Below are 24386 nucleotides of genomic sequence, written 5' to 3'. Positions count from 1 at the left end.
TTATATTATAATGCCCCACCGTTTGGTGGGGCATTATTTGTTATTAGTGTTTATTCTCGTACTTACGGAGGTTATCTCTGTTAGATGTTTGGTCTGACCGTTGTGCCCCGCCGTTGGTAATTCCTTTTGATTTGGCTACCTCCCTGCTATTGGTGAAAGCCCTGTCGGCAATGGAATTTCCCTGAAAGTTTCCGCTGTTTCTTAAATCCTGTCCCTTTTTCATAACTGTGGTATTTAGTTTAACATTGCGCATTGTTGGTCAATACGCTATCAGTTTAGGTGAAACAATAACTATACCGCTAATTCTTTTTAAAAATGGATCTGATCTTATCTAATATACCGGTATTCGACTTTTTACCTTGCGAGCCGATCAGGAAACCATAGGGTTTAAGTTCGGGCACATTATCGCAAATAATTTTTATGATACCGATGCAGGGTATGGCCAAAATCATTCCTGGCACGCCCCAAATCAATTCGCCCAACACAATGGCTATTATAGTAAACAGCGGGTTAACACTAACCTGCTCGCCTACTACCAAAGGTTCCAATATATAAGTCTGCGTAAATTGTATTAAAAAATAAGTACCCAATACACCGGCTACCATGCCCCCATCGCCGCCTTGTACCACTACCGCCAGCACAGTAAGCGATGTACCGGTAACGTTGCCCACAAAGGGTATTATCTCCAGCAATCCGCATAGTACGGCAAAAAATATGGCATTCTCCACCCCTACAATACTAAAACCTATGCCGTATAGTATCCACAACATCACGATCATCAAACTTAAGCCACTCAAATATTTTTGTGCTACGCGGGCCGATTCATGCACTACTTCATCCGTGCGTTTCAGTTGTTCATCAGGTACTATTTTGAGTATGAATTTTTTGATATGACTACGATAATACAACAGCAGGAACATATACACTAAACCCAGCACTAAATTTACAGCAACACCCATTATTGAACTGGCCACCACGGCTGCCATACTACCTGCATTACCTGCCCCGCCTGATTGTGTTTGTTGTTTCAGCAGATCCTCCTGTTGTTTAATGGATATACCTACCTTATTATTGAGCCATTGCTTGACATTTAAGAGCATTTCGGCCAGGCGCTGTTTCATTACATCAACATCGCTGGCAAATTCGCTTAATTGAATTGATAGCAAGTAAAGAATAATTCCAACCGAAAAAACCAGTGTAAAGACCGACAGAAACGCCGAAAAGCCACGGGATGCACCTTTGCCTTCGAGGTAATTGCTGAAGCCGATAAACAACATGGCAAACAATCCCGATATGGTGATAGGAACTAAAAACTCTTTCGCGAAATACAGCCCGCTGATAAGCAGAAATAAAAGAAAAAGTACAAGTACACTACGTTGAAGTTTAGCCATGGCAAAACAACAAGCATATTGTGATAAAGTTTAAGTTAACTACGCTACCAGGCTTTCGCGAATGCGACGCGATACCTCTTTAAGCATCTCCGAACCGCTTAAGCGCTCCTCTGTATCCGTTAATTCCTGTTCATTAGTGTACGAAAGTTTGGCCATATGCTGATCGTTTATCGAAAGATCAAACATATCTCCATCCTGGATAACTTTTATGAAAGCTGGCGCTCCCCAATAAGTTGCTACAAACATTATAGGGTTTAGTAACAATTCGGTATTCATAAGTACTCAAAAATTTAGTGTGTAAGGATAGTAACATATAAATATAGCAAATGGTTTTAACATTTTAATAAATTATTATAAATTTTATTAATGTATTCATAACATTTATTGCGGCGCAGCCATCAATTCAATAATCGCCTACCATCTGTTTATCTCAACATCCATCCAGGCTACACGGGTGTTAAGCCATTTTTTTATCTGAGCCACCTCATTGTTGTAGGTTCCTAATATCAACGGATTAGGCCATACGTACTCATTTAGTATTGGCCAGCGCTTAAAGTTTTGTTGTTGCGATAGATTGATATACTTATAATTACTATCAATATCAGTATATACCCCCTTTATTTCATTGCCTTTGATCTGGTTCCAGCGGTCTTTAACTTTTTTGCGGAAAGTGGCATCCTCAAACAACCGTGAGTACCAAGGCCCATCCTTAACCCACCAACCTGTTGGTTGTGTAGCCTCCGAATAATCGACATTACCAATGGCGAGGTCAAAATCCCACAGCGGACCAAGCGTTAGCTTACCGCCCCTGTCCTTATAAAAAAATATGCTGCTAAAATCCTTCGCGTCCTGGTTCTTCATCAACTCCTGAACTATAAAGTAATTAACGAACGAGTTTACATCTATGTACTTAGCATAACCCTCGTTTGCATCAGCAAAATTATCAGCAAAAATGGCATCTTCGGTTTGCTGTACGTAACCCTTAATGTAATTGAATTGCGCTTCAGGAATATCCGACGGTGATTTCAATGTGAAAGGAATGTCGTGCGAGGTACGGAACCAAAATGCTTCATCCAAACGCTGATCCCACTCGAGCAGGTAACCACCGGTAATCTTATCGTCGGATACATCGCCTTTTTTAAGTTCGGGGATGTTCACCCGGTTCTCGTGAACCTCAACTTGCTCGGTGAGCAGGTAACTACCTATGTATTCACCATTCATAACCACTTCTACAAAACGGCTATCGGGCGTAAAGCCAACACCCAGCTTTTTACCCAGGCTAAAAGCAAGGCTGGTACGCATCAATGTTTTGTCGGAGTAATTAGCCAGTAAAACCCAATTCTTAGCCGCGCCAATGCCCAGCACAGCTGCCTTATCAGTAAACTTTAAGCGATAAGGTTTTTTAGGATGCCCCCAGGTTGAATTACCCCTACCCTTAATTTGTAGTGGTATGGTTAGTTTCTCCTGCTCAAACTCGCCATTGGTATTTATTACCAACGTGCCATTTACGTAATAATCCTTTGAGTCAACAGGCGCTGTAGTAGTGAGGTAAAAAATTGGTATGCCTGTGAAATTCTGAACCTTGAATTTATAATCGCGGGTTAAACCCTTGGGTGTAGTAAGCGAGTAGGTAACCGATTTTGTAAAATCAGTTTTTGTAGTGCCGCTTACTAATAAGGTATCATTCCCCTTAACAACGGTGCCGGCCGTTTTTGTTGTGAATGTAACTACAAGCTTCCGGCTGTTTTTAATGGATGGGATAAGGGCTGTTATTTCATTATCCTTTATGGTTGCCTTAACATCGGTAGTCAAAAGATCGGGGTTGTTTTTGGCTTCGATAATCACCGAGGTAAGCATCACAGTGTCAACCTTCTCGGGTACAGGTTCGGGGATAGGGTCGGTTTCCTTGGTTGTTTTACAACTCCACACAGCTATCGCTACAATAAAGCAAAAAGTAAATCTTTTAATCATTAGGTGTATTAATTGGTTGTTAAGAAAATATTAATTGGTTTTTCAAATATATATGTTGGCAATGAAATAATATTCATAAATATTTATCAGATCACACAAAGAATTAAATTCATTTAATTTGTATTATTTTTGAATTTTATTCTGATTAGTGTTTATATTTGAGAATTATGTTAGAAAACGATCTGATTCTTGATAAAACCGATCTGCATATTATTCGCTTAATGCAGGAAAACGCACGTATTTCAAACGCTGATATTGCGCGCGAAGTGGGCATGGCGCCATCCGGTGTGCTCGAAAGAGTTAAGAAACTGGAACAGAAGCAGGTAATAAAACAATATACCGCGGCTATCAATCCGTCGGCATTGAAACAGAACTTGCTGGCCTTTATATCTATCAAAGCAAACGAAGGCCCGGCTAACATTGAGGCAACCAAGCATCTGGCGGCAATACCCGAGGTGCAGGAAGTTCACCATGTTGCCGGTGATGATTGCTATTTGGTAAAGGTTCGTACTTATGATTCTGCATCGTTGATGAATATTATGCGTAACCACCTAAGCAAAATACCCAACATAGTGAGCACCCGCACTACCATAGTGCTCGAAACCGTGAAAGAACAACAGCAACTGGTAATACCCGAAGCTTAATACAATACTTTAAACACCAATATCTATGTCAACCTCACAAAACAAGCCATCAACCATAATGGTTATTGTAGCCTTTGCATTGGTATACATTGTATGGGGCTCAACATATTTCTTTATACAATTAGCCCTTCAAGGCATGCAGCCCTTTTTTTTGGGAGCCGCCCGCTTTTTATTGGCCGGTACCATAATGCTGATATGGTGCATAATAACCGGCGAAAAGGTTTGGGACTTTAAACAAAACAAACATGCCATGATCAGTGGCTTGCTGCTGCTTTTTGGCGGTACGGGGGCGCTTATTTTGGGCGAACTGGAAGTACCAAGCGCGGTATCGGCCATATTGGTATCGGCTGCGCCTATATGGTTCGTGCTGCTGGATGCCTCTCACTGGAAGGAAAACCTGAAAAGCCTATCAACAATCATGGGGTTACTGATAGGTTTTGGCGGTGTTGTAATGCTGTTCGGCGAGCAGTTAAGCAGCGCCATACACTCGCATGGAGCATCAAAACTACCTTATATGGGTATATTGGTGGTGGGCTCGATAATATGGTCGGCAGGTTCTTTGTATTCAAAATATAAAGCTTCAGGCACATCAACTACAGTAAATACTACCTGGCAAATGCTGGCCGCGGGTGTAGCCTTTATACCATGCAGCATAGCTCATAATGAATTCAACGGCCTGCAATGGAGTTCAATTCCAGCGACATCATGGTGGGCGGTGGCTTATTTAGTTGTATTTGGTTCGATAGTAGCATTCAGCGCCTACGTGTGGTTACTGAAAGTTCGGCCAGCTACGCAGGTAAGTACGTATGCTTATGTTAACCCTGTTATAGCAGTACTGTTAGGCATATTATTCGCGCATGAGCAGATCACTACCTTACAGATAGGTGGCCTGGTAATTATTTTGAGCAGTGTATTACTGATCAACCTGGCTAAATACCGCAAGGCCAAACAGCCGGTTGATGTTATTACCGAACAAAACTGCGCCAGTGCTTAGATCAGACCGATTAATATTAGTGCCGCTTACCGATCAGGATGCTGAAGCTTATTACAAGCTTTATGAGCATACCGATGCCATATTAGCCAATGAAACAGCTACCGATTTCACCAACAGGATAATTTCGGCCTGCAATATCGTATGGGGTATCAGATTGATCAGCAACAAGGATATAATAATTGGCGATTGCGCATTACATCATTTTGATACAGAGCATAATGAGATACAAATAGGTGGCTCACTACTGCCAGCCTATCAACACCAAGGTTACATGCGTGAAGCATTTGAACTTGTACTAAATTACGCACAAAATTCCATTGACGTTAAAACCATATACGGTGTAACCACACCTGATAATATCGCCGCCATAAAACTTGTTGAAAAACTTGGCTTTATAAAACAGGATACTAATAGCGATACTCTCATCCTCAAAAAATCGCTGTAAACGACAAATGCCGCTTTGCAGCGGCACTTATCATTTACAAAAAACACACAGATAAAAAAAACCTTACTTAGCGCCAGCCTCCCCCTACCGCCTGGTAGAGATTAACGGCGCTCAAGAATATATTTCGTTTAGTATTAGCCAGATCAAGTTCGGCCTCCAACACACTTTGTTGGGCGGTAATGATCTCTAAATAGTTAGCACGGCCAACCAGATAAAGGTCATTAGCTACTGACAAGGCATTGTTAAGCGATTTCAATTCTTCCTGTTTCAACTGGTAAAACTTGTTATAATTTTCAATGCCATTTAAGCCGTTGCTCACTTCCTGAAAGCCGGAAAGTATGGTTTTTTGATAGTTGTAAACCGCTACCTTGCTCTCGGCTATGGTACGTTCCAAATCGGCTTTCAGGGCCTTGCGATTGAATATCGGCGCGGTAAGTCCACCTAAGACACCCCATGTTAAACTCCCCGGATCAAACAACAATGATGATTTGAATGCATTGTAACCCACATAAGGTGTAAGTGTCAAAGATGGCAAAAAGCTGCGACGGGCAGTTTTTATATCGGCATTCATGGCCGCTAATTCCAACTCAGCCGCCTGCACATCAGGCCTGTTCAACAATAACTGACTTGGCACACCGGCAGATAATACACCCGGCAATGTAGCTGTGTTTATCGAAGTATCCCGACTGATTGGTTTATCAAAATTGCCGGTTAAAAAATTCAGCTGATTCTCGGTTTCCTTTATTTGTTGGCGGGTGCTGTACTCCAAGCTTTTGGTACGCAGCAACTGCGCCTGAAACTGTTGTACAGCCAGCTCGGTAGCACGGCCACCCAGCTTTTGTATCTTGACGATCTCTAAAGCCTTATCCTGTAAACCGATGTTCTTTTTGATGATCTTCAGCTCGGTATCAAGCGCCAGCAACTGATAGTATGATTGTGCTATTTGTGCCGTCAACGATGTTATTACCAACCTGTAACCGCTTTGGCTTGCCAAAAAACGGGCATAGGCAGCCTTTTTCTGATTACTCAGCTTACCCCACAGATCAACTTCCCACGAGGTTTGAAAACCCAGAAAATAATTAGGCACCGGGTCAGGGATGCGTTGCTTGTCGTTAATGTTGGGCGAAAAATTGGTATCGTAGTTACCTACTCCGTTTTGCGTGTAGTCGCCATATTTTTCAACCCCGGCATTAGCGGTGGCATTTATTTGCGGCAATAACCTTGAGGCATTAAAGCGCACATTGGCACGGGCAACCTCAACACGCTGCAAGGCGGTCAAAATATCAGGGTTGGAGCCAAGTGCTGAGTCGATCAGGTTTATCAGGTTCTGATCGGTAAAAAACTCCTTTAATGGCAGCTTGGCTATACTGGTTGTATCGGCGCTGCCCGTAAATGTATCGGGCATTTTGATGTTGGCCTCGGCCGTTGTAGCCTTGTAATTTTTACAACCGGCAAAACACACGGCTGCAAAAGCTACAGGTATAATATATTGATTTGCTTTTTTAAGCATTTTTTGATCTCTTAAATTTTAGTGATTGATTGGGTCGAGCATTTCAGCGTGCTCTACTTTTTCTTGCTTTTTGCTACCGCGATTGGCCATTGAGGCGAATATTACATACAGCCCTGGTATAAGCACCAACCCGAAGATGGTACCTAAAAGCATACCCCCTGCTGATGCCGTACCGATTGAACGGTTCCCCATAGCACCCGCACCGCTGGCTATACATAGGGGTATTAAACCGGCGATGAATGCCAGTGAGGTCATCAATATCGGGCGAAGCCTGGATACGGCACCTTCAATAGCGGCCTTAACAACGGTCAACCCTTGTTTTTGGCGCTGAATGGCGAACTCTACGATAAGGATAGCGTTTTTACCTAATAAACCGATGAGCATTACAAGCGCTACCTGGGCATAAATATTATTCTCCAATCCGCATATTTTGAGGAAGAAGAACGCACCGAAAATACCTGTAGGTAATGACAGGATAACCGGAAGTGGTAGCAGGAAGCTCTCATACTGCGCGGCAAGCAATAAGTACACAAACACCAAACATATAGCGAATATGTAAATGGCCTGATCGCCGGATAGTATCTGCTCACGCGTCATGCCCGACCATTCAAATTCAAAGCCTTTTGGCAAGGTTTCATCAGCTACCCGCTGGATGGCTTTCAATGCATCACCACTACTATAGCCCGGCGCGGCATCACCCGTTATCATGGCCGAGGTGTACATGTTATAACGGGTTAGCTGCTCCGGCCCGAATACCTTTTCCATCTTGATGAATGTGGCAAATGGTACCATCTCGCCTTTATTGTTCTTTACTTGCAGATTAAGCACATCTTCAGGCTTAGAACGATACTCGGGCGCAGCCTGCACCATCACCTTATACATTTGCCCGAAACGGATAAAGTTCGAGGCATAATAGCTACCCATCAGCGTTTGCAGGGTCGACATAGCTTTATCGATTGTGATACCTTTTTTAGCCGCCGTTTGCTGATCAACAGTGATCATATACTGCGGAAAGTTAGGATCGAAACTGGTGAATGATCCTACAATCTCGGGCGCGTCATTCAGGGCCTTTACAAACTTCTGCGTCACTGTAGCCGCATTTTGCAAGTCGCCACGACCGCTACGGTCAAGCATACGTATTTCAAAACCGCTGGCATTACCAAAACCCGGTACCGTAGGCGGCGGGAAAAATTGTATCGAAGCATCGCTGATGTTACGGGTTTTCTCCTCCAGTAATTTGATAACATCTGTTAATGATTCCTCACGCTCCTCCCATGGCTTTAAGCTGATCATGGCCATGCCGTATGATGCACCGGCTATCTCATTCACCAAACTATAACCTGCCAGCGTTGATACCGACTCGATTGATTTGATAGATTTGGTTTGCGCTTCAACCTGCTTCAAAACCTGCTCAGTACGTTCAACGGTGGCACCCGCAGGGGTGGTTACGTTTACGTATAGCATACCCTGATCCTCTGTCGGGATAAAGCCTGTTGGCAATATGGCGTTAGTTCCCCAGGTAAGGATGAAGAAACCAGCCAGTATAATAAGCGTTAAGCCCTTACGTGGCGACAGATAATTCATCCATTTAGCATAACGGTTTTGCAAACCATCATAGCGCTTATTAAAGCCCGCGAAGAACTTTTGAACGAAGCTTTTTTTCTGCGGAACATGATTATGCTTCAGCATTAAAGCACAAAGCGCAGGGGTTAAGGTTAACGCGTTTACACCCGATATAACAATGGATATAGCCAGCGTTAACGAGAACTGTCTGTAAAACACCCCCACAGGCCCCGACATGAACGCCACCGGCACAAACACGGCCGACATAACGAGGGTTATGGCAACAATCGCCCCGCTTATCTCGCGCATGGCACTAATGGTGGCATCCATAGGGCTTAAATGTTCTTCGGTCATTTTTACGTGGACGGCCTCAACCACCACAATGGCGTTATCAACCACAATACCAATGGCCAGTACTAATGCAAACAGTGTTAACAGGTTGATGGAGAAACCCAGCATCTGCATAAAAAACAGTGAACCTATCAAGGCTACAGGTACTGCCAGCGCAGGTATCAATGTAGACCGGAAATCCTGCAAAAAGATATATACCACAACAAACACCAGCAGGAAGGCTTCAACCAATGTGCGTAATACCTCATGTATCGATGCATCTAAAAAGCGGGATACATCATAGTTCACGTTGTATGTCATACCCGTTGGAAAAGATGTTTCCTTCAGCTCAGCCATACGGCTTTTGATGTTATTAATTACATCTCGCGCGTTCGAACCTGGCCTTTGCTTGATCATGATAGAGGCAGACGGGCGGGCATCGGTATTTGATACCATGCTATAGGTAAGCGAGCCAAACTCCACATCTGCTACTTCTTTCAGCATCAGCACAGCGCTGCCTTCATCGGCACGAATAACAATGTTCTCGTATTGTTTCGGATCAAAAAACTTACCCGGATAGCGCAGTACATATTGCAGCATCTGTGGAGATTTATCAGAGCTTTGGCCTGTTTTACCCGGAGCAGCCTCAACGTTTTGCGCACGGATAGCATCGATAACCTCATCGGTTGATACCTTGTAGGCCATCATTTTATCAGGCTTAAGCCATACACGCATCGAGTATTCTTTGGCACCCATTATCTCGGCACGACCTACCCCATCAATACGCTTAAGCTCCTGCAATACGTTAATATCAGTGAAGTTATAAATGAATTTCTCATCCATATTTTTATCATCACTCATGATGTTGAGGTACATCAGCATACTGTTTACCTCCTTTTCGGTGGTAACACCTGCCTTGATCACCTCCTCGGGCATCTCATCTATAATGGTCGACACACGGTTCTGCACGTTTACCGCGGCCTGATCAGGGTCAATTCCTACGTTAAAATAGATCTGGATAACGGTTAATCCGTCGTTACTACACACGCTGGACATATACGTCATGCCCGGCACACCGTTAATGGCCCGCTCAAGCGGTGTAGCTACGGCTTTGGCACAAACCTCGGCATTGGCACCGGTATAATTGGCGGTTACCGTAACCGATGGCGGCACAATATCAGGAAACTGGGTAACCGGCAGCGTAACCAGGGCCAGCACACCCAATAATGTAATTATAAGGGATATAACAAGCGACAGCACAGGCCGCTTTATAAAGGTTTCAAACATATCAGTTTCAGAAAGATGTACACAATAAACTCAGGCGCACCTTTTTAACAAAGGGCGCAAATACAAATTATAGCACCGGATGCTTTGCTTATTGCATTGCAATCAAAGCATCCTTAGCAACTTGTTTTGGTTTTATCACCATTCCGTCGCGTACGTTTTGTGTGCCTTCGTACAGGATGTTGTCACCCGGTTTTAGGCCATCCTTTACAATGTAGTAATGAGAAAAACGGGTTAACGGGGTAAACGCCTGCATGTGCAGTTTGTTATCCTTATCAACCACGTAAACATAACTCTTATCCTGAATATCAAATACCGATTGCTGTGGTATCATAACCACTTTTTCGGCCTTTGTAGAAATATATAGTTTACCGGTAGCGCCGTGCCTTAATAAACCCTGTGGATTAGGGAAACGTGCACGGAAGTTTATTGAACCTGTAGTTTGCTCTATTTCGCTCTCAACGGTTTCTATCTGCCCCTTTTGAGGGAACTCTACACCATCGGCCAATACCAATGTGACCTGGCTGCTTGTTTTATCAGGCGAGGTTTTCATGGTACGCACATAGCGCAGGTACTCATTTTCAGGAAAACTAAAGTAAGCGTACATAGAGCTAATATCTGACAGGCTGGTGAGTAACGTACCCTCATCAATCAAACTACCCGATTTTAGTGGTATACGGTCAATTATACCGTCGTAAGGCGCAAGCACTTGGGTATAGGTAACCTGATTTTGCGCACTTTGCACCATAGAACGTGCTTCATCAATAGTTGCCTTATCTGCTGTTAATTTTGATTGCGCTACTTCCAGTTCTGATTTAGAGATCACCTTTTTTTCAACCAGCATTTTCACACGATCAACTTCCAGCTCGGTAGCCTTGGCATCGGCCATGGCATTGCTTAGTGCTGCTTTAGCCTTTGAGAGTTCTACCTTAAATTCCTGATCGTTAATTTTAAATAAAAGCTGACCTTTTTTAACCGGTTTACCTTCATCAACATATATTTTTTCAAGGAAACCTTTTACACGGGCCCTGATCTCTACATTTTTATGTGCCTGGATATCGGCAACATATGATTTTTTGAGTACGGTATCTGTGGTCTTCAAAGTCATTACAGGGTACTGAAGCGTGTCGGTATTTTCCGCACTCTCATCTGTAGCGGCACTTGAAGAGCAACCCGTGACAGCGAATGCCGCCGCGGAAATGGCTATAGCATAGCCTAAAACTTTAATCTTTTTCATTGTTTGGATTGTAAAGTTGGTATAAAAACTACGCGCATAAGCGCAAAACAAAGCACACCAGCGGCAAAACCGTTAGTGGATAGAAAAAGAAACAGTATTAGAATGGACTGAGCCTGAAGAGAAAACCGTAATAAGCCGGCAATGTGGCTTTACGTACTGAATAACGTGTAAATAAATGCTTTATATGTGCCGATATAAAACCGGGGATAATTCCGCCTGTTGGCTGGACAGCATTAAGTTCAAATGAACGGTTCACTAAAAAGCGAACACGGAAACGGGCGACAAGCCTTTTTTGATTGGTAGATTCGGAAGCATCGTCATTACAAACGGTGCTGATGTGGTCGGCACTTACCTGATCATTGTCGTAATTATTGGTAGCCGTTACAACATATTGGTTTTTAAGTAGTGCGCCGGAAATAGGCAATACAATAGCGATGCTGAACCAGCATACTACAGCTAACAATATGTAGGCGAACCTTTTGTGCATAACCTCCAATTACGAAGTTAGCAAAAAAACGCTGGCAACTCAAATATGTTTGCAACAAATACGCTATATAAATGATAAATAATTGATTTTTTATTCCAATTTGCTCAGATACAGAAGTATTTTGTACTTTAATTTATTTTAACGATAAAATATTATTCGGCAGGCAATATTGAGTAATATAAATGATATGTAAATGTTACACTATCCTCTCCCTTTTTCCTGATGCGATGCTGCGATAAATAGCATCTATCACTTTCATGTCCTTCAATCCTTCTTCGCCGGGTACACGGGTCGGCTTTTTGTTCATCACACATAACGCAAAATCATCCATTTGCGCGGCTTGCTGATTTATTTGCGGCAGTTCCATTACGCCAAGGTGAGTGCTGCCTTTTATACCTCCGTAACCAAAAGCAGGTTCAAGAGAGAAATTTCCTTTTTCGGCAGTGGCTTTCAGGTAACCCCAGTTATTATTGTAGCTTGATTTACCGGTTGTGACCAACCCGCCAGGAAATTCGAATTTCCAATTGATGGTTTCGTCAACCTCGGCAAACAGATCGTTGTTGGTTTTCACTTCAGTAGCTGTTACAAACAGCGGCTCCTGCCCTAACGTGTAACGTGTGCCTTGTATGGAGTATACGCCCATGTCCATCAGCGCGCCACCACCGGATAAAGCTTTTTTCAGGCGCCAGGCATTTGGATCACCCCGATAAACAAAACCATTGCCCGTATCAATAGCGGTAACCTTGCCGTATACCTTTTTTTGACCCAGGCGCATCATTTCCATATTATGCGGATCAAAATGCAGGCGATAACCTATGGATAGCATACGCTTAGCCTTTTTACAGGCAGCTATCATTTCGGTACATTCGGCGGCATTAAGCGCCATAGGCTTTTCGCAGATAACGTGTTTACCAGCTTTGGCTGCGCGAATGGTAAACTCCTTGTGCATGGATACCGGCAACACCACATACACAATATCTATATCCGGATTTTTAGCTATCTCATCAAAATTCGAGTAGTTGTAGATGTTTTTATTGGGCACATTGTATTTCTTCGACCATTCATCAGCCTTTGATGGTGTACCGGTAACCAAACCTGCCAGGTAGCAATGTTTGGTTTCGAGCAATGCCGGGGCAAGTTGCCCCCTGCTATACCCACCCAGGCCTACGAGGGCTATACCTAACTTTTTATCGCTTGATATAAGCGACTGTAGCGTTGGTGTTAGCGCCAAAGCACCGGCACCTATTGATAATGTTTTTAAAAAACTCCTCCTGCTGAATGGTTCAAGGTTTTGCATGGCCGTAAAACTTAAGTTGAAAATTGGTTAATTGCAGACGTGGTGTGTAGATTTAACACACTAAATTACAAATTGTTGCAACCATTTTTCAATTTCAAACACGGTTATACATCAGCGTATATTTAAGTAGTTTTTGGATGTATTTTTCATCTAACTGTCCCGGCTTTAGTCGCCATAACCAATTCTTTTCTGTAGATGCGGGAGTGTTCATGCGTGCATGTTCATCAAGCCCCAATACATCCTGTACAGGGATGATGGCGATTTTAGCTACCGAAGCCATTGCCAGTTTAGTTAAAGCATCATGAACGTTTGATTCCTTTACTTTTACACCTGAGTAATCGGTTAATTGTCGCTTTATCTTTTTATTGGCATCCTGCCTATACCAACCAACGGTGGTATTATTATCATGCGTACCGGTGTATGCTACAAAATTATCTGAATAATTGTGAGGCATATAAGCTGAGTTCGCAACCTCATCGCCAAAAGCGAATTGCAAAACCTTCATACCGAGAAGTTCAAACTCATCGCGCAAATAGTAAACCGCGTCGTCAATATCGCCAAGGTCTTCGGCAATTAGCGACAGGTCGCCGAGCTCGGTTTTTAGGGTTTCGAAAAAATCTTTGCCGGGGCCTTGTTGCCATTTACCATTAATTGCTGTTGTTTCTCCGGCAGGTACCTCCCAATAAGCGGCAAATGCGCGAAAATGATCTAAACGCAGCAGATCAAACAATTCCATGTTCTTTTTAATTCGATCGATCCACCATTTGAAATTGGTTTCCTTCAGTTTATCCCAGCAAAAAACAGGCATACCCCAAAGCTGACCATCGGCATTAAAATAATCGGGAGGCACACCGGCTACACCTTGCATTTTACCATCGGCATCTAAACTGAATATATCGCGGTTTGCCCATACATCAACCGAATCATAACTCACATAAAAAGGCAGATCACCAAACAGCTTTATACCGAGGCTATTACAATACGAACGCAAACCATTCCACTGCTTAGCGAAGATGAATTGCAGCCATTGGGCTTTCAATATATCATCCGAATATTTGCGGGCGAAAGCTTTGAGCGCTTTGGGGTTTCGTTGTTTATAATCCTGATGCCACTCGAACCAGGGTTTGCCACCGTGTTGCTGTTTGATAACTACATATAGCGCAAAATCATCTAACCAGGCCGATTGCTCACGGCAGAATACGGTAAAATCATTTTGTAAAACGCCGTCAAGCTTTTTAAAATTGGCCCAGGCAATATTAAACAGATGCTTTTTAATACGCTCGGCCCCTTCGTAATCCGCTTCATTTTTTGATGGCAAGGTATTCTCTTTTAAATCAGCAGCGGATAACAAACCATCGGCAGCCAGCAGTTCAGGACTGATCAATAATGTATTCCCGGCCATGCTTGAGAACGAGCTGTAAGGCGAATGCGCATTCACCATCTCCGTTGGACTAAGCGGAAGTAACTGCCAGTATTTTTGCAAACTATTACTTAAAGCATCGGCAAATGCCGTAGCTTGCGGCCCCATATCGCCCACCCCGAAACTTGAGGGTAACGATGTAATGTGCATCAGCAAACCCGAACCACGTGGATTCTCCGGCCGTTCAAAGCTGAGCACCGCTATCGGGATCGCCGATTTGAATATATCCTTAATATATAATTCACTATCCTCAACCCTGCCGATTGTACCTGTAATTTGGTTGGTGTATTTATCAGTAACCGTAGCTGGGAGGATAACCCTTGTTGATGCCCAGTTAATGCCATCTTTTGTAAAATCGGGTTGAATAGCCGGTAAATGAAGCGGCAGAACTGTTATCAACCACTGCCCTTTTTGTTGACGCGCAAAGGCAATAATGTGATTGTTGTATTTACCCTTAACCTTTAGCGGGATATACTTGCCCTGAGCAAACAGATCAGCATACTTGGCTCTAATAGCCAATAGCCTATTGGTGAGCCATAATTTGATGCCGGCATTATATCTGTTTTCCCATAATTCATCAGGGGATTGATTTGTGTTAGTAAGCAATTCTTCGCTCAGCTTATAATCAACCGGGCGGCGATTATCCGAATCAACCAGACTCAAATCCCAACGATCGCAACCCTGATAAATATCAGGCACGCCGGGCGCGGTAAATTTGAGTGCTACCTGTACCAATGAATTGATAATACCATGATCGGCAAGCTGTTTATAGAATGGCTCAAAGCTTTGCCAAAAAGCGGAATTTCGATCTAATAATTTTGATGCAAAATTTTTAGCCGCGGTTTCGTATTCCTCATCCGGCTCGGACCATTGCGAGTGTTGTTTACCCTCGCGCAGGGCTTTTTCAAGGTATTGATGCAAGCGATTTTCAAAATCATCATCACCCTCGCCCGGCATTGGGTAAGCGCCTGTTATGGTTTGAAATATCAGGTATATATCATTAATATCAAGCTTTTTATCTTCGGGCGATTGCAAATTTTCTTTAAGCCATTTTTCAACCAACTTGCTCCACACATCGGGTATCGAACTAAGTGCGTTTAACCTTGCCCGCACATCTTCGCCACGCTTAGTATCATGGGTTGATGTGCCGTTCATGGCCAGTGGCCAGTGTTGTTGCCTGTCCTTCATCAGCACGTGGAAATCATCAACCGACATACCGAAAGCATCCTGTGCATCACCCACCTCGTTATGGCCAACAAAACGGTTATAGGTATACATCAGCGTATCCTCCACACCTTTTGCCATTAGCGGCCCGGTAAGCTGCATACATCGCTGGTAAAACTTGAGGGCATTAGCGGCATACTCTCGGCCTTTTTCTGAAGGGAGTTTGAGCAGGGCTACTTCTAATAAGTTAACAATTGGCTTGAGTTCTTTGTCGCTGTTTTTTACTTGTTTTAATATGCGCTCTATACTATCCGCTTCGTCGCTCTGTAGCGGCATGGCGTTGCCATAGTAGCGATAGATTGGGCAGTATATCAAGAATTTGGCGATAGCCTGCTTAAGTTTATCATGAGATATCTGCTGATAGGTTTCCTCGTCGATCAGGTTAAGCTCACAAAAGTATTTGGTAAGGTTGGCAAGTTCGCCCGCCATGTGATTATGCAAAATGTATGCCTTTTTATCCCAAATATCGCTTTCGGTAAACTTAGATTTGTCGCTAACTTTTTGGTAGATCGATGTGAACTGTTTTTCGTTAGAGCCATCAGTCAGCAAATTATTTACAGCAGCTAAAAATTCGTAACCCGTAGCGCCTTGTATTGGCCATTCGGCAGGAAGCTTCTCGCCTTTTTCGAGTATCTTTTCTACAACGATATAAGTTTCGTTACCTGCGAGTTTGCGGAGTTGCTGTAAATATCCGGCAGGATCAAACAAACCATCCACATGATCGACCCGTAGCCCCTGGAAAACGTCCTCTTTTAATAACGATGCAATAAACTTATGGTAATACGCAAATACATCCGTGTTTTGCATGTTTAAGCATATCAAACCATTCACCGTAAAAAAACGACGGAAATTGATCTGGCTATCAGTTTCCTGCCAGTTGCATAAGCGGTAATATTGCTCATCAGCAAGCTGGGTTAGCTTCTTTTTATTACTATTTATAACGCTGATAGCTTCTTCTAATGAAGTGCTGTACTGCTTATCAGAGAATAATGAATTGATTTGAACTTTTAACTCATTAAACTCTATTGCAAAGGATTTTACATCTTCTGTTTGATGTACTTGTTTAATTTGTTGCAATAGCTTCTTTAATGCTTCATCCTTATTTTTAATAGCCGAGAACATCCATTGATAACCGGGCAAATTGACCGGGTACAGATTATCATAATAGCTTAACGATAAGCCGCCTTTTGCATAAACTAGTTTAAGCTCGCCTTTATTGATCACATCGCTTAACGGAGCACCAATAAAGGGCACCATGATGCGGCCTTCAAACAGTTCGCTTGTACCGGCTGTATCAAAAAATGCGGAGTAGGCCGACATGCTCCCTTTCTCCAGCACATCCATCAGCCATTTATTCCTGGTATCGAAGGCCATATGGTTAGGTACAATATCTTGTACCCAATTCATTCCTGCCTCTTTTAATGCAAAGCTTATTTGCCTGAGTTGCTTTAAACTACCTATCTCCGGATTTATGCGGTGCGGATCGGTAACATCATACCCATGTGTGCTGCCCGGCACGGCTTCAAAAACTGGAGAGGCATACAGGGTTTTAATACCGAACTTTTTCAGGTAAGGAATGATCTGCTCCAGATGCGAAAAGGTAAAATCCTTATTGAATTGGATGCGATATGTAGCTACAGGATCAAACATGGTGATTGATGTATATAATGATAGATTCGGGTTGTACGATTCCCGGATTAGTTTCCGGAGCTTGTCCGCCCCATTTTTCATCGGCACTATTGAGCAAGATAGCCCAATCTTGTCCGCCGGGTAATTGAATATTTTGTTGCTGTTTGGAGAAGTTCATAGCGCAGCAGATCTGTTCATCTTCGTGCCAGCGGTTTAATAAAAGGGTATTATCTTTCGCATCAAACTCAACCCTTAAATCACTTCTTTTTAAATACTTAAGTGCCGGATATCGCTTTCTTACTTTAATTAATTCCTGATAGTAAGCGAACATGGTTTTATGTTTTTGTTTAGACAATAAATCCCATTGCAGCTTCGACCGCTTAAAGGTTTCTTCCGCTTGTGGATCAGGTGTTTCGCCTTCAGCATGGAAAGCCTTGAATTCCTCTTTTCGTCCTTTTCGTACAGCTTCTATCAAGTCCTTATCGGTATGGCTAATGAAATATTGAAAAGGGTTAGTTTCGCCCCATTCCTCGCCCATAAACAGCATTGGCATGTACGGACTAACCATTACCGCCGCCGCCATCAGTTTTTGCATCTCGAAATTTACCAATTGGCTGGTGCGCTCTCCCAGCATACGGTTGCCTACCTGATCATGATTTTGGGAAAATACCACAAACTGATCGCCGGTATTTTTATCAGCTCTGGTACCAAAAACCTTTAGCCTGTGCGGCGAATAAATGCCATCGTACACATAAGCATCTTTGTATGATTTTGCCAGATGTTCGATACCGTTAAAGTCGGAATAGTAACCTGTTTGTGGTTCACCGGCGGTTACGCGCAGGGCATGATGAAATTCATCTATCCATTGTCCATCAATACCATAACCATTATTATCTAAAGTATTTATATAAACGGGATCATTCAGATCAAGTTCAGCTATCAGGTGGTATTGCCTGCCTGTGTGCGCTATTAACTGATCAACATGCTGCTTAATTTCCTTAAGAATATGCACCGGACTAAAATCCTTAATAGCATGCACGGCGTCCATCCGCAAGCCATCAATATGAAAATCCCTGAACCACATCAGGGCATTCTCGATATAATATAGCCGAACGGCATCGCACCAGGCATCATCAAAATTAATGGCGTTACCCCAGGGAGTATGATATTTATCAGTAAAGTACGCGCCAAAATCATTAAAGTAATTTCCTTCAGGGCCTAAGTGATTATAAACTACATCAAGCACCACAGCCAAACCTTTAGCATGGCAGGTATCAACCAGACGCATCAACCCCTCGGCGCCACCGTAAGTATTTTGAACCGCATAAGGCAACACGCCATCATAACCCCAGTTTCGCTCGCCCGGAAATTGAGCCACAGGCATTATTTCAATCGCAGTAATGCCAAGTTCCACCAAATGATCAAGCCTGCCTATAGCTGCCTCAAAAGTCCCTTCAGGAGTAAATGTGCCTATGTGCAGTTCATAAAAGATATAATCATTAAGCTTTGGGTTGCTCCACTCTGAATCCGTCCATTTAAAACCATTTAGGTCAAGCGCTTGTGATGCGCCATGCACGCCATCGGGTTGCGCTAACGATGCCGGATCAGGTCGTTCCTTTTCATCATCAAGCAAAAACGAATAGGTGTCGTTAGGTTTTAGCTTATCAGTTGTTAACTCCCAATAGCCATATTCGGCCGAATGTAATGGCAGTTTTAACTTATCCTTACCTATCAGCAGATCAACCTTTTTAGCTAAAGGTGCCCACAAGGTAACATTAGCTATACCCTGACCTTCAAAGTTTACGCCTAAGCTACGCTTATCAATCTGTGGGTTTTTCATGCTTGTTATGATGTTCCAGTAAAATAACCGTACGCCCCTGAACCGTGATCATATCGCCTGAATTATGTACTTTGCCATCGGCCTCATAAGCCGAGGTATCTAACACAACACGCCACTTTTTACCAAATTTTTCGGGCGGCATTTTATAGTCGATGGCTTCGTGGAAAGCATTGAATATCAAATAATAGCTATCATCAACTATCCGTTCGCCTTTTGGCCCTAATGAGTGTATGCCTTTACCGTTCAAGAACACGGCAAGCGATTTGGCAAAATCATGGCTCCAGTTCTCGTCGCTCATTTCGCTGCCTTCGGGTAAAAACCAGGCAATATCATCAAGCCCCTGCCCCTTAACCGGCTGCCCCTGAAACCAACGCCTACGCCTGAAGTTAGGGTGATCCTTACGGAAATTGATCAGCTTTTGGGTGAACTTTAGCAATTGCTTATCCGCATTGCCCCAATCAAGCCACGATATCTCGTTATCCTGACAATAAGCATTGTTATTACCCTTTTGCGTGCGTCCCATCTCGTCACCGGCTACGATCATCGGCACCCCTTGCGATAGGAATAGCGTCGATAAAAAATTACGCTTTTGCTGCGCGCGGAGCTCATTCACAGCCTTATCATCCGTATCTCCCTCGGCACCGCAATTCCACGACCGATTGTGGCTTTCGCCATCATTGTTATCCTCACCATTGGCCTCGTTATGCTTTTCGTTGTACGATACCAGATCATTCATCGTAAAACCATCGTGCGCGGTTATAAAGTTGATACTGGCGGTCGGGCGGCGGTAATCATCCTCATACAGATCAGGGCTGCCCGTAAAGCGCTGGGCAAACTCACCCAGCATACTATCGGCACCACGCCAGTAATCACGGATGCAATCACGGTATTTGCCATTCCATTCAGCCCATCCCGGCGGGAATTTCCCTACCTGGTAGCCGCCCTCGCCTACATCCCAGGGCTCAGCAATCAGCTTAACCTGCGATATAACCGGGTCCTGGTGAATAATATCAAAAAAGGCACTCAACCTGTTCACCTCGTGCAGTTCGCGGGCTAATGTCGAAGCCAGATCAAAACGGAAACCATCAACATGCATCTCAGTTATCCAATAACGCAGGCTATCCATTATATACCTTAACACATTGGGCAACATAGCATTAAGCGTATTACCTGTACCTGTGTAATCCATATAAAAACGCTTATCCTCGTCAACTAAACGATAGTAAGATGAGTTATCAGCGCCCTTGAATGATAGCGTTGGCCCTAATTGGTTACCCTCACCGGTATGGTTATACACAACATCTAATATCACCTCAATACCAGCTTTATGCAGCTCCTTCACCATAGCCTTAAATTCACTTACCTGCCCGCCGGTTACCCCGGTTGACGAGTACCGAACATCGGGCGCGAAAAAGCCGATAGTGTTATAACCCCAATAATTACGTAAACCCTTTTCGCCTAAGTGGCGATCATTTACAAACTGATGTATCGGCATCAACTCGATGGCGGTAATGCCCAAATCTTTTAAGTGTTTTATTATTGCGGGATGTCCGATAGCCGCGTAGCTTCCCCTAATGTTCTCCGGAATTTCGGGGTGCTGCATGGTTAAGCCACGTACATGCGCCTCATATATTACAGTTTGATGGTATGGTGTGCGCGGTAACTCATCATTCCCCCAATCAAACGTGTTATCAATAACTACTGATTTGGGTATGTATGGGGCACTGTCGGTTTCGCTATAACTCAGATCGCCATCCGGGTGACCAACCTCATAACCAAACAGCGAGTCGTGCCAATCTATAGCGCCCGCGATAGCCTTGGCATAGGGATCTATCAGTAATTTATTAGGATTGAAGCGCAAACCATTCTGCGATTCATACGGGCCATGTACACGATAACCGTACAACTGCCCCGGTTTTACACCTGGTAGGTAAATATGCCACACCTGGTGCGAGCGTTCGTAAAGTTTAATTTTTTTAGATTCCTTAGTATCATCAGGTGAGTTGAATAGGCAGAGCTCAACGCCTGTAGCATTATCGGCATACAGGGTAAAGTTAACGCCCTCGCCATCCCATGTGGCACCAAGCGGGTATGGTTTACCCGGGTAAGTAATTATTTCCATAGATAGATGTAAATGTTTTTTTAATTGTGGTAGCTAATATTATGAGGCATCGGCTACAATGGCTGTTATAAGTTTCAGTATAACAGCCAACATTATTACAGCGAAAAAGCTATAATGTTTAAACAAGCTTTAAAAACGCTCAAAAAATATATTATAAGGATAAATAAATATTACCCCCTCGGTTATACCATACTGTAGCTTTGTTTAAAACCTATTTGTATGAGAATTAAACTAACCCTGCTTGCTTTAATAGTTGGCCTCAAAGCCATTGCGCAGCAACAATTTGAACCGGTAAACCCCAATACCACGCCTGAAGCCCGTAAACTGCTCAGCTACATTTACAGCATCAAGGGCAAAAACATTATAACCGGGCAGCACAATTATCCGCATATACCTAATAAACATTTGGATAGTGTTAAGGCGATAACAGGTAAGCAACCCGGCCTTTGGGGGGCTGATTTTATTTGGAGCGGCACAACTGATGTTGGCCAAACCATAGTTGACCAGGCTATTGAACGCTATAAGGAGGGCTACCTTATTTGCCTGATGTGGCATCAGGGCCGACCAACCGATAACCCACCTTATGGTTGGAAAGAAAGCGTACAGGCCAAACTTACGCCCGAACAGTGGAAAGAACTGATAACCCCTAACACTGAACTGAACAAACGCTGGCTTGCACAGATAGACCAGGTAGCCGTTTGGCTAAAAAAGTTACAGGATGCCAGGGTACCCGTACTTTGGCGCCCCTACCATGAAATGAACGGCGTGTGGTTTTGGTGGGGCGATAAAAAAGGCCCTGATGGTATAGCCAAACTTTGGAAGATGATGTACGACCGCTATACCAACTACCACAAACTAAATAACCTGATATGGGTTTGGGGAGCCAACGGCCCGCGCGATCTGCCTGAAGATGAGGCTTACTCGTACAAATACTATTACCCCGGCGCTAAGTATGTAGATATTTTAGGCACCGATATTTATAATGTCGATTATGAGCAAAAGGATTATAATGAGCTTCTACAATTGGCCAAGGGCAAGCCCATCGCTTTAACCGAGGTTGGCGAACTACCTAAACCCGAAATACTTAAAGCGCAGCCCGAATGGGTTTGGTTTATGGTTTGGGGCGATTGGTTATGGACGCACAACACCAAAGAGTTGGTTAAAGGCAACTACTCGCGCCCTAAAGCTTTAACGCTGGATGAGATAAAATATCAATAACTAAACACAAACAAAAATGCCGGGCTATAAACCCGGCATTTTTTATTTTACAGCCACACTTGGCTTTGATAAATTTCCCTGCAAATCCACAGCGCGGATGGTATAGGAAGCTTTTTTGCCGTTACCATCAATTAAAAACCAGGTGAGCGGCGTGTAGCCTATACGATTGCCGTTGCTATAAATATTATAGCCCATAAACTGGCGATTATCCTTCGCGGCAGCCCATTGCAGCCTTACGCCTTTTGCCAGCTTTTTAAGTGACACTTTTTGTGGTACCGATGGCGGTATTTTATCGGGCTTTAGCTGATTGATGCAATTCATTAAGGCGCGGAAGTTATGGTAAGTACCTTTCCATATCTGGCCCTTTAGCGCATCCTTCATTTCGGGTTCTTTGTCGATACCTGCCGGATACCAGTCGCCATGCTGATGATCAATGAGATAGGTTTGCACATACGTCCATAATTGCTTGAACTTATCGTAATACTTCAATTCATCCTTTGGATAGAGCGTCGACATCATGAGTAATGAATTCACCCCCTCGGCCTGTGCCCACCAGTTCTTTCCATCTTTTATAATACTGATGCCGGGCTGATCCTTATAGTAATATCCTTCATCGTAAAAGCCACCTACCTTGCCATCCCAACCATTTTTAAGCGCATGGTCAACCATGCGTTTAGCAACTTTTAAGGTATTCTCATTATGCCCTAAACCTAACACGTGCGAGGCTTCAAGCATCAGGTAAGCGGTTTCCACATCGTGCCCGAATGATACATGATCGAGATAACGATGTTTCAGGATGCTCTCCTTTGATGAATCGCGGGTAGAAACGGGCGTCCAATCCGGCTGAAAGAATAGGGTGAGATAGCCTTTCGGTGTAGTGATCTTATCTCGCACTAAAAACAGCATCTCCTTCAATCTTTCGCGCAGCAAGCTATCAGGCCAAACAGTATACAGTTCAGTAAATGCTTCGAGCAGGTGGATGGATGTGTTCTGATCTTTATACCCTTTATCGGATGTCGACGGGAAATCCGGCGTTCGTTTTATCACGCTCCCATCCTCATTCATGTGCTGAAAATATCCTTTATTAACCGGATCATGAGCATGTTTTTCAAGCCACCAAAATGTTTGTTTGGCAAGGTTAAGTCCGGCGGTATCACCGGTGGCCTGATAGTAAGCGGCAAGTCCGTATATAGCGAACGAGTTACCATACGCCTCCTTTGGCGCGAATGAGCTTTCGGCAACGTTACCATCCCTGTCGGTATAAGTATAAAAACCGCCGTTCATCTTGTCCCACATCTTATCCCTTAAAAACAGAAAACCATGTTTGGCATCAGCCTTAAAATACGGTACACCGGGATAAAAAAGTGCTGCCTTAGCGTTTGACCATACGTGCCTTGCCTGCGTAACTATCATTTTATGCTGATCGGGAGCTACCTTAAAATCATACGTAAAGGCGCTCAAAAACCCACCGCTGGCAGTATCAACCGAACGTGGGTACCATTTATCAAGCAGCTCTACACGAGCCGAGCGTTCCATTTGTTTGGCGATAGCCTGTTTTTCGGTTTGAGCCAGTAACATCTGCGGCAGCAAAAGGCAGCCCGAAAACAATAGTTTTAAATGAGCAGGGATAAGTTTATTCATGGTTAAATAAGTGGTTTCAGGCTTAAAAATAAATGCAGAAAGCGGACTGTGCTACATTTTGCCAATATATTACAATCATTTGGTAAAAATACATTACATGCCTGTTGGGCACCGTGTTACTTTTAGCTTACCAATTGTA

General features: G+C 43.6%; 17 protein-coding genes. 4 read left to right on the top strand and 13 right to left on the bottom strand.

Translation table 11 applies throughout. The features are described 5' to 3' along the window. Window positions 1-43: 43 nt before the first annotated feature. From IM792_RS03675 to IM792_RS03660, 4 genes are all read right to left on the bottom strand, one after another. Window positions 44-223, bottom strand: coding sequence for a hypothetical protein (locus IM792_RS03675; RefSeq protein ID WP_194100364.1), 180 nt, complete (start codon window positions 221-223; stop codon window positions 44-46). Window positions 224-299: 76 nt separating this feature from the next. After that, entirely contained in the window at window positions 300-1391 is a 1092-nt protein-coding gene (locus IM792_RS03670) for an AI-2E family transporter (protein WP_194100362.1), read from the bottom strand. Between the two features lie 39 nt (window positions 1392-1430). Beyond that, window positions 1431-1667: a hypothetical protein gene (locus IM792_RS03665; RefSeq protein ID WP_194100360.1), complete on the bottom strand. Its 237-nt coding sequence runs from the start codon at window positions 1665-1667 to the stop codon at window positions 1431-1433. Between the two features lie 138 nt (window positions 1668-1805). Continuing rightward, complete coding sequence (locus IM792_RS03660) at window positions 1806-3362, bottom strand: CotH kinase family protein (protein WP_194100358.1); 1557 nt, start codon at window positions 3360-3362, stop codon at window positions 1806-1808. A 167-nt stretch (window positions 3363-3529) separates the two neighbouring features. Between IM792_RS03660 and IM792_RS03655 the strand changes: the two genes are divergently transcribed. Genes IM792_RS03655 through IM792_RS03645 form a run of 3 tightly spaced genes read left to right on the top strand, consistent with a single transcriptional unit; the run spans window position 3530 to window position 5445 of the window. Beyond that, window positions 3530-4006 carry an Lrp/AsnC family transcriptional regulator gene (locus IM792_RS03655; RefSeq protein ID WP_194100356.1) on the top strand — a complete coding sequence of 159 codons (477 nt, stop codon included), beginning with the start codon at window positions 3530-3532 and terminating at the stop codon, window positions 4004-4006. Between the two features lie 25 nt (window positions 4007-4031). Continuing rightward, entirely contained in the window at window positions 4032-5000 is a 969-nt protein-coding gene (locus IM792_RS03650; RefSeq protein WP_228084919.1) for an EamA family transporter, read from the top strand. Further along, window positions 4993-5445, top strand: coding sequence for a GNAT family N-acetyltransferase (locus IM792_RS03645; protein ID WP_194100354.1), 453 nt, complete (start codon window positions 4993-4995; stop codon window positions 5443-5445). Before IM792_RS03650 ends, IM792_RS03645 begins: the two co-directional genes overlap by 8 nt. 67 nt (window positions 5446-5512) lie before the next feature. Here IM792_RS03645 and IM792_RS03640 read toward each other — a convergent pair whose 3' ends face one another. The 8 genes from IM792_RS03640 to glgX all read right to left on the bottom strand — a co-directional run bounded on the left by IM792_RS03640 (window position 5513) and on the right by glgX (window position 21388). Further along, window positions 5513-6955 carry an efflux transporter outer membrane subunit gene (locus IM792_RS03640; protein ID WP_194100352.1) on the bottom strand — a complete coding sequence of 481 codons (1443 nt, stop codon included), beginning with the start codon at window positions 6953-6955 and terminating at the stop codon, window positions 5513-5515. 18 nt (window positions 6956-6973) lie between these two features. Beyond that, window positions 6974-10135 (bottom strand): efflux RND transporter permease subunit, encoded by a 3162-nt coding sequence (locus tag IM792_RS03635; protein WP_194100350.1) that lies wholly within the window; start codon window positions 10133-10135, stop codon window positions 6974-6976. A gap of 88 nt (window positions 10136-10223) precedes the next feature. Further along, a complete protein-coding gene (locus IM792_RS03630) occupies window positions 10224-11369 on the bottom strand; it encodes an efflux RND transporter periplasmic adaptor subunit (RefSeq protein WP_194100348.1) in 1146 nt (381 codons plus the stop codon). Between the two features lie 97 nt (window positions 11370-11466). Next, window positions 11467-11856, bottom strand: a complete 390-nt coding sequence (locus IM792_RS03625) for a hypothetical protein (protein ID WP_194100347.1) — start codon at window positions 11854-11856, stop codon at window positions 11467-11469. Window positions 11857-12052: 196 nt separating this feature from the next. Beyond that, window positions 12053-13153 carry a Gfo/Idh/MocA family oxidoreductase gene (locus IM792_RS03620; protein ID WP_194100345.1) on the bottom strand — a complete coding sequence of 367 codons (1101 nt, stop codon included), beginning with the start codon at window positions 13151-13153 and terminating at the stop codon, window positions 12053-12055. Window positions 13154-13247: 94 nt separating this feature from the next. Continuing rightward, window positions 13248-17447: a malto-oligosyltrehalose synthase gene (gene treY, locus IM792_RS03615; protein ID WP_194100344.1), complete on the bottom strand. Its 4200-nt coding sequence runs from the start codon at window positions 17445-17447 to the stop codon at window positions 13248-13250. Further along, a complete protein-coding gene (treZ, locus tag IM792_RS03610) occupies window positions 17440-19266 on the bottom strand; it encodes a malto-oligosyltrehalose trehalohydrolase (RefSeq protein ID WP_194100342.1) in 1827 nt (608 codons plus the stop codon). The genes treY and treZ overlap by 8 nt, the downstream gene beginning before the upstream one ends. Further along, the gene (glgX, locus tag IM792_RS03605; RefSeq protein ID WP_194100340.1) at window positions 19247-21388 is read right to left on the bottom strand and encodes a glycogen debranching protein GlgX; all 2142 of its coding nucleotides are present in this window, start codon (window positions 21386-21388) and stop codon (window positions 19247-19249) included. Before glgX ends, treZ begins: the two co-directional genes overlap by 20 nt. Before the next feature lie 219 nt (window positions 21389-21607). Here glgX and IM792_RS03600 point away from each other — a divergent pair, with 219 nt between their 5' ends. After that, on the top strand, window positions 21608-22606 hold the full coding sequence (locus IM792_RS03600) for a glycosyl hydrolase (RefSeq protein WP_194100338.1): 999 nt from the start codon (window positions 21608-21610) through the stop codon (window positions 22604-22606). A gap of 42 nt (window positions 22607-22648) precedes the next feature. Here IM792_RS03600 and IM792_RS03595 read toward each other — a convergent pair whose 3' ends face one another. Then, window positions 22649-24247, bottom strand: coding sequence for an AGE family epimerase/isomerase (locus IM792_RS03595; RefSeq protein WP_194100336.1), 1599 nt, complete (start codon window positions 24245-24247; stop codon window positions 22649-22651). Between the last annotated feature and the right edge of the window lie 139 nt (window positions 24248-24386).

The sequence above is a fragment of the Mucilaginibacter sp. JRF genome (genome assembly GCF_015223065.1).
In the GTDB taxonomy this organism is placed as follows: Bacteria; Bacteroidota; Bacteroidia; order Sphingobacteriales; family Sphingobacteriaceae; genus Mucilaginibacter.
This window is presented reverse-complemented; position numbering and strand designations above follow the sequence as displayed.